At 70.0% G+C, this 14,105-nt stretch carries 5 protein-coding genes; 4 read left to right on the top strand and 1 reads right to left on the bottom strand.

Annotated elements, in window-relative coordinates; translation table 11 throughout:
* Window positions 1-23: 23 nt before the first annotated feature.
* On the bottom strand, window positions 24-1,703 hold the full coding sequence (locus ACFO5K_RS26400; RefSeq protein ID WP_378568472.1) for a (2,3-dihydroxybenzoyl)adenylate synthase: 1,680 nt from the start codon (window positions 1,701-1,703) through the stop codon (window positions 24-26).
* An 87-nt stretch (window positions 1,704-1,790) separates the two neighbouring features.
* On the opposite strand from ACFO5K_RS26400, the gene ACFO5K_RS26395 reads away from it, so the two are divergent.
* From ACFO5K_RS26395 to ACFO5K_RS26380, 4 genes are all read left to right on the top strand, one after another.
* On the top strand, window positions 1,791-2,786 hold the full coding sequence (locus ACFO5K_RS26395) for an SDR family oxidoreductase (RefSeq protein ID WP_378568470.1): 996 nt from the start codon (window positions 1,791-1,793) through the stop codon (window positions 2,784-2,786).
* Window positions 2,783-3,967 carry an isochorismate synthase gene (locus tag ACFO5K_RS26390; protein WP_378568468.1) on the top strand — a complete coding sequence of 395 codons (1,185 nt, stop codon included), beginning with the start codon at window positions 2,783-2,785 and terminating at the stop codon, window positions 3,965-3,967. Before ACFO5K_RS26395 ends, ACFO5K_RS26390 begins: the two co-directional genes overlap by 4 nt.
* 31 nt (window positions 3,968-3,998) lie before the next feature.
* Window positions 3,999-4,667 (top strand): isochorismatase family protein, encoded by a 669-nt coding sequence (locus tag ACFO5K_RS26385; protein WP_378568466.1) that lies wholly within the window; start codon window positions 3,999-4,001, stop codon window positions 4,665-4,667.
* A gap of 184 nt (window positions 4,668-4,851) precedes the next feature.
* Window positions 4,852-14,088, top strand: a complete 9,237-nt coding sequence (locus ACFO5K_RS26380; RefSeq protein ID WP_378568464.1) for an amino acid adenylation domain-containing protein — start codon at window positions 4,852-4,854, stop codon at window positions 14,086-14,088.
* Window positions 14,089-14,105 lie beyond the last annotated feature (17 nt).

The following is a 14,105-nucleotide window of genomic DNA, read 5'->3' as shown; positions in this document are numbered from 1 at the left end:
CTGTCCAGTGCGGCGTCGACGGCTTATCGGACCGCGTGCTGCGCCGAGCTCTGACCCTGCGCGCTGTCGGCGAGCGCTCGCCGCAACTCTTTGCGGCTGGTCTTGCCGACACCGGTGGCCGGGAACTCGTCGACCACGACAACCTTGTCGGGCATCTTCCACGCCGCGACCCCGCGCTCGCGCACGAACTTGCGCACCGCTGCCAGCGTCGGCCGCTGCGCCGGATCAGCGGGCTGGACGAAAGCGCAGATACGTTGTCCCAGCACCGGGTCCGGGGTGCCGACGATGACGGCGTCACGCACACCGGGGTGTTCGAGCAGCAGCGCCTCGAGCTCCTCGGCCGACACCTTCTCGCCACCGCGGTTCACCCAGTCACCGGCGCGGCCCGCGACGACCAGATTGCCGTCGGGCCGCACCGAGACGATGTCGCCGGTGCGGTACCAGCCCGTGGCGGTGAAGCTGCGGGCATCGGCCTCGGGATTGTCGTAGTAGCCGCGAATCGTGTACGGGCCCTGGGTGATCAGGTTGCCCTGCGCGCCCGGCGCCACCTCGACGCCGTGGTCGTCGACGACCGCGATCTCGTCGAACTCCGACATCGGCCGCCCCTGGGTACTCACCACCACCTCGATCGGATCGTCGAGCCGGGTGTAGCAGACCAGGCCCTCGGCCATGCCGAACACCTGCTGCAGGGTGACGCCGAGCGCCGGCCCGATCCGGCGGGCCAGTTCGTCCTGGCAGCGGGCGCCGCCCACCTGGAGCACCCGCAGGCTCGACAGATCGGGTGTCGGGCCGGCTTCGGCGCGCTCGGTCCACAGCCGCGCCAAGGGGGGAACAAGGCCGGTGATGGTGACGCCGAACCGTTCGATGAGCGGGAAAGCGGTCGCCGGCGTGGGATCGGGCGTCAGCGCCACCGTGCCACCGGCCCAGAGCGCGCCGAGAATGCCCGGCGAACTCATCGGGAAGTTGTGCGCCACCGGCAGCGTCGCGAGATAGACCGTATCGCTGTCGAGTTCGCAGATCTCGGCGCTGCGGCGCACGCTGTAGAGGTAGTCGTCGTGGGTGCGGGCGATGAGCTTCGGGATGCCGGTGCTGCCGCCGGACAACTGCAGGAACGCGACGTCACCGGCGTCGGTCGGTGGCAGATCTGCTGGTTCGTCCCGGAATTCGTCGATGTCACGCGCACCCTCGTGCGGCTCCTGCCCCTCGTCGAGGACGAGCAGCACGTGTCGCAGGGTGGGCACCTCGGCCCGCACCGTCGCCGCGAGCTCCGCGTAGTCGAAGCGCTGGTGCGTGCCGCAGGTGATGATGGCGGTCGCCGCGGCGGCCCCCGCGATCGGCACCAGTTCGGCGGCGCGGTGCGCGGGCAGGCAGAACACCGGCAGCGCGCCCAGCTCGAACAGCGCGAAGACCACTTCGACGAATTCGGCGCGGTTGGGCAACTGCACCAGTACCCGCTCACCGCGGGTGATGCCGAGGCGGGCGAGGCCGGTGGCGAGCGAGCGAGCGCGGTGGTGGAGTTCGGCGTAGGTCCAGCTGTTCGCGGTGTCGACAATCGCGAGCCGATCGGGCGCGGCGGCTGCGCGCGTGGCGAGGACTTCGCCGAATGTGGCACCGGCCCAAAGGTTCTGATCTCGGTAGCGTTGCGCCAGGTCAGCGGGCCACGGGGTGAATCCGGGGAGTACGGGATCGGTCAATTCGAGCACCTCTTTCCAACGGGCATTCCGGTGTCGCCGTCGGAAGTTGTGAGCGAAGCTAACCAACTGACGGCAAATTCAGGTTAGGCTAACCTCATGTCTAATGGTGATTCCCGTCGGCGGATCGTCGTCGTCACCGGTGCGGCCGGGGGTATCGGGGCCGCGATCGCCGCGCGCTTCGCGGCCGAGGAGCGGGTCGTCTCGCTCTGGGACCTCGACCCCGCGGTCCACGACACCGCCGCTGCCCTCGCCACCACCGCCGCTGCCCTCGCCACCACCGCCACTGGCGGGGCCACCGCCGATCTGGGCGGCACTGGCACCACCCACGCCGTGGGCGGGGTCAACGCTGCCACGGACGACGCCATCGCCACCCACGGCGGCGACACAGGTGCGGCACCCGACTCCTCGCGCAGCGCAGCCGATCCCCGCGCCGCTCGATCCGAGAGCGCCGGCGCCACCGGAGCCTCCGTACACGGCGTCACCGTCGACCTCACCGACGCCGATGCGGTGCGCGCGGCATTCGACCGCCTCACCGACGAACACGGCCGCGTCGAGGTACTGGTGCACGCCGCCGGGGTCCTGGTCGGCGGAACCGCGCTCGATCTCGACGTGGACGACTGGACCCGCTGCCTGACCGTCAACGCCACCGCGACCGTGCTGGTGACCCAGCGCGCCGCCACCGACATGGCCGCCGCCGGGCGCGGGTCCATCGTCGTGGTGTCCTCCAACGCGGCGGCGGCGCCTCGGGTCGGCATGGCCGCCTACGGCGCCGCCAAGGCCGCCGCCACCGCGTTCACCAGATCACTCGCGTTGCAGGTCGCGCCCCTGGGTGTGCGGGTCAACCTGGTCTCCCCCGGCTCCACCGACACCACCATGCTGCTCGACATGTTCGGCGGCACACCACTCGACGAGGCCGCCGAATCCGCGCTGCTCGACGGTGATCCCGCGGCCTACCGGCTCGGAATCCCGTTGCGCCGCATCGCCGCTCCCGACGACATCGCCTCGGCCGTCCACTTCCTGGCGTCCGACGGCGCCCGCCACATCACCATGCACGACCTGCGGGTCGACGGTGGCGCAACGCTAGATATGTGACCGAGAGGATGATCCCGATCAGTACCGCCAGTTCAGACCCCGCTTTTGTGCTGTCCCGTCCGCAGCGGACCGTGTCCGCCACCGCGGGCGGGACGGTCTTCCGCTCGGCACACGAGGCGATCACCGCGCTGCGCAGCGGCCGGATCAGCCACATCGTCGGCGCGCTCCCGTTCACCCCCGGCGCGCCCACCGCGTTGTGGGCGCCGGAATCGGTGACGATCACCGACACGCCCTGGCAACCCGGTTCACACCTCGAGCCGCAGGCCGTCACGCCCCGGCCCGATTCGCGAACGTTCCCACAGTTCGAATTCGACGCGGCGCTACCCACACCGGACGAACACCGCCAGCGCGTCGCCACTGCTGTCGAACTGCTCGCCGACCCCGGCCATCCGCTACAGAAGGTGGTACTGGCCCGTGCGATCCGAGCCCGCTGCGCGAATCCGGTTCGCGCCCAGGACATCTTCGACCTGATGGTCGCCTCGGATCCGATGTCGAACGGTTTCCTCGTCGATCTGTCCGCTGCGGGTGGCCGATATCCCGGCCGCCATCTCGTCGGCTCCAGCCCCGAGATCCTGGTGCGCCGCAGCGGAAACCGGATCCTCAGTCATCCGTTGGCCGGCTCGGCTCGCCGCGTGCTCGACGACGGCGACGCCGACCGGACCGCCGCCGACACCCTGCTCGCCTCTGCCAAAGACCTGGCCGAACACCGCTTCGTCACTGATCAGGTCGCCGCCGTACTGCGCGATCGTTGTGCCGAAGTGAGCACTCCGGCACCGGAACTCATGGCAACCCCGGCGATGTGGCACCTGGGCACCCCGATCACCGCCGCCGTCCCGGTCGCGGGTCCGTCGGCGCTCGAGCTGGCCGTAGCGCTGCACCCCACACCCGCGGTCTGCGGCACACCCACCGGCGCGGCCGCCCGCGTGATCGCCGACCTCGAAGGCGAGCGCGGCTTCTACGCGGGTGCGGTCGGCTGGTGCGATGCCGACGGCAACGGCGAGTGGATGGTGAGCATCCGCTGCGCCGAACTGGCCGCGGACGGCTCCACGCTGCTCGCGCACGCGGGCGGCGGGATCGTCGCCGCGTCGGATCCGGCCGCCGAACTGGCCGAGACCACCGGCAAATTCCAGCGCATCCTCGGTCCGCTCGGTATCGCGGACCTGCCCGTCACCGTCGGCTGACGCCGACTTCGCACCAGAACGAGAGGCCGTCATGCCCATTCCACCGATCGCGCCCTATCCGATGCCGGGCGCCGACGAGTTCACCGCCGACCAGGTCGGCTGGACCGCCGAGCCCGGCCGCAGCGCACTGCTCATCCACGATATGCAGCAGTACTTCCTCGATGCCTACGACCTCTACCGCGATCCCGCCCGCACCATGATCGCCAATATCGCCATCCTGCGCGACCACTGCCACCAGCACGACATCCCGGTCATCTACACCATGCAGCCGGGCGACCAGCACCCGTCGCGACGGGGCATCCTCGCCGACTTCTGGGGCACCGGCATGACCGCGGGCGCCGACACCGCGGTGATCAACGCCATCGCCCCCGAACCGCAGGACATCCAGGTCACCAAGTGGCGCTACTCCGCATTCCAGCGCACCGACCTGCGCGAACTGCTCGCCTATTACGGCCGCGACCAGCTGCTCATCACCGGCGTCTACGCCCACATGGGCTGCATGCTCAGTGCCGCGGAAGCCTTCATGGGCGATGTGCGCCCGTTCCTGGTGCACGATGCCACCGCCGATTTCAGCCGCGACGACCACATCATGGCGCTGAACTATGTGGCTCGCCGCTGCGGCGCCGTCAGCAGCACCGCCGAGCTGATCCGTCAGCTCGGCAGCGCGAAGGTGGAGCACACCGCACGCCGATCCGCCTGACCCGACCGAAACTGCTGTGCCACGGGCCCTTTCGCTCGCCACACGCACGCCCGGTGCGCGCTGTTCCGGCGACGGGACACCGCGCCGGCCTGCTTTGAACCCACACCGCCCCGAGCCCGTCTGCCTGATCTCGCATCGGGCCGGATGACACGAGGGGTCGAGAAACATTGATGAAGGAGTTGCTGTGAGACCGGTGGAACGGGACGACGTGAGCGCCGAGTATCCCGAATTACCGCTCACCGGCGCACAACTGGGCATCTGGAACGCCCAGCACCTCGATCCCGACTCGCTCAGCTACCTGGTCGGTGAGGTACTCGAGATCTCCGGACCCGACCCACTCGATGTGGCCTTGCTGGACACCGCGATTCGCCGAACGATCGCCGAAACCGACACCATGCGACTGCGATTCGCCGACACGGCGAACGGTCCACGCCAGCGGATCACCGACCGGGCACCCGAACTGCGCCCGCTCATCGATCTACGCGGCGAGACCGACCCGACCGCGGCCGCGCACCGGCTGGTCGCGGCCGAACGCGCACGCGCGGCCACCTACTGCCGGGCCATGGTCGACCGGCAGCTCTACACCTACACCCTGCTGCGTCTCACCGACAACGAGGTGTGGTGCATCCAGCTCTACCACCACCTGATCATCGACGGCTACAGCGCGGCCATGGTGTCGCGCCGGGTCGCCGCGCACTACACCGCGCTGCGCCGCGGCGGTGACGTGCCGCGACTGCGATGGGGCTCGATGGGCACCCTCGTGGCCGAGGACCTCGAATACCGTGGGAGCACAGCACATCAGCACGACCGCGAGTACTGGCGCGACCGGCTCACCCCGCTGCCGCCGCTCGACAGTAGGGGTCGTGCGCCCGAGGGTGTGGTGGAGCGGACCCACGAAGTCCGCGCCGTCCTCGACACCGCGCTGGTGGCCCGCGTCAAGGCGGCGGCCACTGCGGCGGGCATCACCTGGGCCGACGTACTCGTCGCTGGGTACGTGGGGTTCGTGCACCGATTATTGGGCGAAACCGACGTGGTCATCGCGCTGCCGGTGATGGCGCGCGTCGGTAAAACCGCCCTCACCACGCCGTCCATGGCGGTCAACGTCCTGCCGTTGCGGGTTCCGGTATCGGGCTCGGATCGTCTCGGCGTCCTCGGGAAGCGGGTGGCCGATGCCCTGCGCGAGATGCGCGCCCACCAGCGGTTCCGCGGTGAGGACCTGGCCCGCGAATTCGGTGGCGCCCAGACCGGAGCACTGCTGCACGGCATCGGCATCAACCTCAAAGCCTTCGACTTCGCCCTCGACTTCGACGGCGCCACCGGCACGTTGCGCAACGTCGCCGGTGGCCCGCCGGAAGATCTCGGGCTCACCGTCACCCCGCTGTCGCAGGACCGGATCCAGCTCGGATTCGAAGTCGACGCGCGGTCGATGGACGCCGCCACGGTGCGGCGGCGGATGGACGCGCTGGTCACGCTGATCACCGGACTGATCGACGCGGCGGACCGGCCGCTGGGCGCGATCGACCTGTACCCGGCCCAGCTCGGGGCGGACCTCGCCGCCGAGCGGGCGGGCGCCGCACTGCCCGGGCGCCCCGAGGACACGGTCGAGATCTTCGACCGCATGATCGCCGACCAGCCGGACGACCTCGTGCTCGTCGACGCCACCCACCGGCTCACCGCCGCCGAGCTGGGCGCGCGGGTGCACCGGTTGGCGCGCTGCCTGCGCGGCCGGGGCATCGGTCCCGACGACATCGTGGCCATCGCCCTCCCACGCACCGCGGACCTGGTGGTGGCCCTGCTGGCGGTGCGGCATGCGGGTGCGGCGTTCCTGATGCTCGACATCGAACACCCTGCCCAGCGTCTGGCCGACATCGTCGACGACGCCGCACCGGCACTGATCATCACCGACGACGCCATCGCGGACACGGTGTTCACCGATCGACCCGAGTCGCCGGCCCCGGCCGCCGACAGTGTCGCCAACGAACAACCCGCCGACCGCCACGAGGCCTGTACCCCGGTCACCAGCAGGGTCGTGAACGAAGCGCCCGCCGCCCCGGCCGAGGACCGGTCCCCGGTGACGGACGAGGCCAACACGGCTACCACTCATCGACTCGAGACGCCGGCCCCCATCACCGGCGGACCTGCGAATGCGATGGACGCGAGTCAGCCACCCGGGCCGGTGCGAACCGGTGATGCGGTAGGCAGACCCGGGCCGAGTGCATTGCTCCGACTGCCGCGCAGCGGAATCCACGACGTCATCGCCGACTTCGCCAGCGGCCCGCTGACCGGCGCCGAACTCGCCGCGCCGCGCTCGGCCGCGCATCTGGCCTATGTGGTGTACACCTCGGGCTCGACCGGAAAACCAAAGGGTGTGCAGATCACCTGCGGCGCGATGGACCAGTTGCTGCACCATCACCGCTCGACCGTCTACGCCGAAACCACCGAACGGGTGGGTGGGCGGCAATTGCACATCGCGCACACCTACTCCTTCGCCTTCGACGCGGCGCTGGACCAGCTGCTGTGGTTGTGGTGCGGGCACCGAATTCATCTGTACGGCAAGGATGTCCAAAAGGACGCCACCGCCCAGGTCGCCGTGTTCAGCGCCGATCGCATCGACGTCGTCGACACCACCCCGTCGATGGCGACCGCCCTGATCGACAACGGGCTGCTGGGCAGCGCACACCGCCCCGAGCTGCTGTTGCTCGGTGGGGAGGCGACCCCACCGGCCCTGTGGTCGGTGATCGTCGCCTCGAAGGTGGCCGCCCGCAACATGTACGGCCCCACCGAGGCCACGGTCGACGCACTCAGCGCACCGGTGACCGGAGCACAACCGCATGTGGGCGGTCCCCTCGCCGGAACCCGCGCCTACCTGCTCGACGGTGCGCTGCGACTCGTACCCGATGGCGAGATCGGCGAATTGTATTTGGCCGGAGACCAACTGGCACGTGGGTATCTGGGCCGTGTCGCGGTGACGGCGGAGCGATTCGTCGCCGATCCGTTCGTGGCGGGCGAGCGCATGTATCGCACCGGTGACCGGGCGCGATGGCTCCCTGGCCACGGCTACGACTATCTCGGCCGCGCCGACCAGCAGATCAAGGTGCGCGGCTATCGCGTGGAACTGGGCGAGGTCGAAGCCTCGCTCGGCGCGCTGCCCGGCGTGGCCGCCGCGGCCGCCACCGTCCGCAGTTCCGGTGACAGCACCCGCCTGGTCGGCTACCTGGTGCCCGAGACCGGCCGCACCCTCGACCCCGACCAGCTGCGCCACCGGCTGACCACCCTTGTCCCCGACCACCTGGTGCCCTCGGCGCTGGTGATCCTCGATGCGCTGCCTACCACCGTCAACGGCAAACTCGATCGCGCGGCCCTGCCCGCGCCCCAGCTGACCTCGACCGGCCGACCGCCCCGCACCGAACAGGAGCGCACCCTCTGCGAGGTGGTGGCGCAAGTCCTCGGCGTGCCCCAGGTCAACGCCACCGACGACTTCTTCGGACTCGGCGGAGACAGCATCACCGCCATCGGCGTGAGCAGCCGCCTGCGCACACTCGGCTTGGCCGTACAGCCGAAAACCCTGCTGGCTCAGCGCGACCTGGCCACTATCGCCGCCACGGCGCAGCCGGTGGAACACCGGTCCGACACGCCGGCCCCGGACGAGGCGACCGGCCCGGTCCCGATTCCACCCATGGTCGCCGCACTGCTCGAAGCGAACCCGAGCCGCACAGCCGTCGCCGGCTACGCCCAGTGGACCGCCCTGACTCTGCACGAGGACCTCACCCTCGACCACCTCACCACCGGTCTGCAAACCCTGCTCGACCGCCACGACGCCCTGCGACTGATCCTCGGCGAATCAGGCACCGCTGCCCGCCTTGTGGTCGCGGAGGTGGGTGCGATGCGCGCGTCGCAGCTGGTCCGCGAGGTAACGCTCGACCGCCCACGTGCGAGCCGCACGGCAACCCTCGACTCGTCGAAGAACACGGCTGCCTCTACCACCTCGAGCACGGGTATCGACCCTCGCACACCACCGGCCGGTATCAGCAGCGGCGTGACAGACGCGAGGAACACCGAGCACGATCCGGCCGCGATGACGGGCGTGACGGTGCGAGCCGACGCCGCAGGGCCGACATCGAGGCCACAACTCGTGGTCTCGCCGGAAGACGGATCGGATCCACGCGCGGGCGGTGTCGGGAACTTGCGGAGTGGACCGATGAGAACCGACTCGCCTGCACTTCCGCGAGGTGGGGCAGACGACGAGGCCGAGCTGATCGAGTCGGTAGCGGCCGAGCTGGCGGCGAACTTGGATCCCGGTGCGGGTATCGAGATTCACGCAGCCCTGCTGCGTACCGCGACGGGCGCGCCGGACCGGCTGATCCTGGTGGCGAACCACCTGGTGGTCGACGGCGTTTCGTGGCGCATCTTGGTACCGGAACTGTATGAAGCGTGTGCGGCGGCGCGGGACGGACGTCCGGCCCGGCTGCCCGCCAAGGGCAGCTCGTGGCGGCGGTACGCCTCCCTACTCGCCGAGTCCGGTGCTGCGGGCGCTCACCGCGCCGAGTTGGCGCACTGGGAGCGTGCACTCGGAGACGACACGATCGCGATGCTCGGCGGACGGGCGCTCGACAGCACGGTCGACCTCGTCGACAGCGCCTCCCACACCAGAACTTTCGCCGGTGACGCAGTTTCCGAAGCGCTGCTCACCAAGCTGCCCGCCGCCTATCGGGCAAAGACCGATGATGTGTTGCTCGCGGCGCTCGTGCTGGCTCTCAATGCCTGGCGGCACGAACGTGGCAAGGCGCTCGAGTCGGGTCGACCGGTCACGGTCGAGGGCCACGGCCGTGAATCCCTGGCTACCGACACCGATTTCGCCGGCACCATCGGCTGGTTCACCAGCGAATTCCCGGTGTGGACACCCGCCACCGGCATCGACGACCCGGACGGGCTCGCCGACGCCCTGGCCGGTGGTGCGGCGGCCGGACGGCTGTTGCGCGCGGTCAAGGAGGCCAAGCGCGCCGTGCCGGGCAATGGCCTGGGATACGGCGTGCTGCGCAGGCTCGATCCGGAGTCGGCACCGCGATTCGCCGGCCGGCGCGCACCCGAGGTGCTGCTCAACTATCTCGGCCGCTTCGGCGGCGGTGGCGCTCTCGGCTGGAGCCTGCCGGAACACGATGCGTTCGCCGTCACGGAGCCGCCGGAGAAGGCGCTCACGGAAGTGCTCGCGCTCAACGTCTTCGTCCATGAATCCGCTGCCGCGCAGCCGGGAGCTGCCCGGCTGGCCGTGGAGTGGACCGCGGCGAGCCGGATCCTGGGCACCGACCGGGTAGCGCAGATCCAGCGGCACTTCGAACTCGCGCTCGAGGCGTTCGCCGCACACGCGATGCTGTTCCCCGGCGGGCTCACACCGTCGGACTGCCCCGACCTACCGGTCACTCAGGAAACCATCGACGCGCTGGAGACCGCGCACGGCCCGCTGGCCGAACTGCTGCCCCTCTCACCGTTGCAGGAAGGATTGCTGTTCCACGCGATCCGCGACGGCTACGACGACGTCTACACCCTGAGCGCCCGCGTCGACCTGCACGGGCCGCTGGACGGCCCCAGGCTGTCGGCGGCCTTCGACACCGTCGTCGGCAGGCACCCCACCATGGCCGCTGCCTTCCACTACGCGGGCCTGGATCAGCCCGTGCAGGCGGTCCCCCGGTCGGTCGCCATGCCGTGGCGGGCGGTCGACCTGTCCGGATTGCCGCCACGCGCCGCGCAGGCCGCCGCCGACCGGGTGGAAGCCGAAGCGACCCGGCACCGGTTCGCGGTCGACCGCTCACCCATGTTGCGCGCCACGCTGATTCGGATGCCCGGCGATGCGCACCGGCTGGTACTCAACACCCATCACCTGGTGATCGATGGCTGGTCCACCCCGATCGTCCTGCGCGAGGTGCTCGCCGCCTACCACGGCGACGAACTCCCCCCGCCCGCGCCGTACGGCGACTATCTGGCCTGGATCGGCACCCGCGATCGCGAGGCTGTCCGCGCCGCCTGGTCGCGGCGACTGGCCGGGCTCACCGAACCGACGCTGATACGCACCGAGACGCGCTGCGAACGTGAGTTCCGACAGTGCCAGGTCCCGCTGCCCGAATCACTGGCCACCGCGCTGGCCGAACTGGGCCGACGGCGCGGGCTGACGATGAACACCCTCGTGCAGGGCACCTGGGCGCTGGTGCTCGCCGCGCTCACCGGACACACCGACGTCGTGTTCGGCGCCACCGTCTCCGGTCGACCCGCCGAGCTGCCCGGTGTGGCGGGCATGGTCGGCCTGTTCGCCAACACCGTGCCGGTGCGCTGCGCCTTCGACCCGGACCGCGCACTGCTCGAACAGTTCGCCGAACTACAGGACCACCAGTTCGCCATGCAGGAGTTCGACCACGCCGGCCTGGCCGAGATCGAACGCATCGCCGGACTCGGCACCCTGTTCGACACCCTGCTCGCGTTCGAGAACTTCCCGAACTCCGGTGCCGGGCAACCCGACTCGCACGAGCTGCGCCGCGGCGACTTCCACAACCACGGCAACACGCACTACCCGATGACCCTTATCGCCCCACCGGGCGACCACCTGGAACTGGTGATCCGGTACGACCGCGCCGCCGTCCACGACACCACCCTCACCCGCATCACCGATCGGATCGCCGACACACTGACCGCGATCACCACGACGGAAGCGGTCGGCCCCGGAGCTTTCCTCGCACCGCTCGCACCGACCACCGACGCCGCGCCGACCACTGACTCCGCCTCAACCACTGACGCCACACCAGCTACTGCGGTTTCACCCGTTGACGCTGCCGCGGTGGCTGCCAGCACAGCGCGGATCGCCGAGGCGGCATCAGCGACGGCACAACAGGACCCGCGCGGGACGACCCTGGCCGAGTGGGGCGTCCCCATCGACCCCACGACACCGGCGATTACAGCCGAGCACGTCACCATCGACTTCCAGGAATTCGATTCCCGCGCGAACCGTCTGGCCCGGTGGCTCGTCTCACGCGGTGTCGGCCCCGAAACCGTGGTGGCCGTCGCCATGCCACGCACCATCGATTCGGTCGTCACGGCGCACGCCATCTGCCGAGCCGGTGGCGTATACCTCCCGGTGGACCCGGAGCAGCCGGCGCAGCGTGTCGCGAAGATCATCGACACAGCCGCCCCCACCATGGTGCTGCGCTCACTGGGCGAAGTCGACACCGGTGGGCTTTCCGACGGGGCACTCACCGATGCCGACCGGCTCACCCCGCTACGCCCCGCCAACACCGCCTGTCTGCTCTTCACCTCCGGCTCCACCGGCGCACCCAAGGGCGTGAGCCTGTCGCACGCCGCGATCATCTCCACGTTCGAATGGCTGCAACGCGAATGCCGGTTCGGTCCGGGCGACACGATGCTGTTCCGCACCCCGCCGATCTTCGACGCCTCGCTCATGGAGATGTCGCTGCCCCTGCATGTCGGTGCCCGGATCGTGCTGACCCGCCCCGGCGGGCACCGTGACCCTTACTATCAGGCCCGCCTCATGAGCACGGAGCGGGTGACCGCGATGTGGATGACAACCTCCATGCTGACCGTGCTCGCCGAGGAAGCCGACCTGTCGGACTGCGCGGATCTGCGCTGTGTACTCACCGGCGGTGAAGTGCTGCCGCCGGCGACGGCGCACCGGATGCGCGCGCTCACCGGCACCGCTGTGTACAACTTCTACGGCCCCACCGAGGCCGCCATCGGCTTCACCTTCCACGAGACCGTCGACGCCGACACCAACTCTGTCCCGGTGGGCGCCCCCGCCGACGCTGTCCGCATCCTCGACGACCAGCTGCGGCCGGTACCCGAGGGCACCATCGGCGAGCTCTATATGACCGGTGTCCGGCTGGCACGCGGCTATCTCGCGCGCCCCGATCTGAGCGCCGCCGCCTTCGTGGCCGACCCGTACGGCAACGGTGAGCGGATGTACCGCACCGGTGATCTGGTGAAGCTGAATCCGCGCGGAGAACTCGACTACATCGGCCGCACCGACAGTCAGGTGAAGTTGCGCGGCCAGCGCATCGAACTCGGTGACATCGAATCAGCGCTGCGCACGTGCCCGGGCGTGGCCCACGCGGTGGTGCTGCTGCGCGAGGACACACCGGGTGATCAGCGACTGGTCGCCTACCTCACGGCCAAGTCCGCAGCTGTGCTCGACACCGGCACGGTACGCGAGCAGCTGCGAACCATGTTGCCCACCTACATGATTCCGGCCGCCTTCGTGGCGCTGGATCGCATGCCACGCACCGCGACCGAGAAGATCGCCCGGCAGGAACTACCGGCACCAGAGCCCACGGCGGGCTCAGCCGCCGATGCCCGCCGCGGCACCCATTCCGGGCAACCCGTGCTCGCAATGGGCGGGACGGACAGCCCGGGTGGCACGGGCGGTACCGAACTCGTCGCCGCACGGGACGGTGGTCCACTCGACACCATTCGCCAGGCCATGGCAGCAGTCCTCTCGGTCGCCGACATCGGCCCCGATGACGACTTCTTCGACAAGGGCGGTCACTCACTGCTCGCGGTGCGGCTCATCGGCCGGCTGACCCGCGCGGACCTGCCGGTGGTCCTCGACGACGTCTTCAGCGCGCCCACCCCGCGTGGGCTCGCGGCGCGGATCGGCGCCGTCGATCCCGGCACGCGCCGGCCCGCCGACGGTCTCGCCAGCTTGGGCAGCCGCCTGGATCCGGTGCTGGAGTTGCGCGCCGAGGGCTCGGTCCCACCGCTGTTCTGCATTCACCAAATCGGCGGCACCGCATGGAAATACGCTCCGCTGGCCCGGTTGCTGCGCGCGGAACGGCCGATCATCGGCCTGCAGATGCCTCAACTCACCGAACCGGAGACGCGCACCCGCACACTCGACGATCTGGCGCGGTACTACCTGGCGGCCATCCGCCGCATCCAGCCACAGGGCCCGTATCACCTGCTCGGCTACTCGCTGGGTGGCAATCTCGCCCACGCGATGGCCGCCATCTTGGCTGCCGACGGCGAGCAGGTCGGCTATGTGGGGCTGCTCGACTCGCACCCGCTGTCGAACCTGACCGATCGGGCCGCCGCCACCCTCGCCGATCCGTCCGGAATGGACGCGCTGCTGCCCGAGATCGCCGAGTACGCACCGGAGTTGGCGGTGGTCGTGCGCAATGCCGCGACCGAGCTGCTGCGCATGGTCACGCGGTCGGAGTCCCCGCGCTACAGCGGCCCGATGTCGCTGTACTGCGCCGACAACGGCGAGGAACCCGAACGCGTGCACGCCCAGCTCACCGGGTGGAAGGCGGCGGGCGCCCAGCTGGTGGTGCGCCGGCTTCCGTACTCGCACAACGACATCGCGATGCCGACCGGTTGGGTCGAAGTCGCGGCGCTACTCGATGTGGATCCGGCGATCCGCACCTGAACCTCCCCAGAGAAGAA

Origin of the sequence: Nocardia halotolerans (assembly GCF_042650145.1) — a bacterium.
Classification (GTDB): domain Bacteria; phylum Actinomycetota; class Actinomycetes; order Mycobacteriales; family Mycobacteriaceae; genus Nocardia; species Nocardia halotolerans.
This window is presented reverse-complemented; position numbering and strand designations above follow the sequence as displayed.

Coding starts and splice junctions, on each gene's coding strand:
- ACFO5K_RS26385 (WP_378568466.1), top strand. CDS start 3,999: ATGCCCATTCCACCGATCGCGCCCTATCCGATGCCGGGCGCCGACGAG.
- ACFO5K_RS26395 (WP_378568470.1), top strand. CDS start 1,791: ATGTCTAATGGTGATTCCCGTCGGCGGATCGTCGTCGTCACCGGTGCG.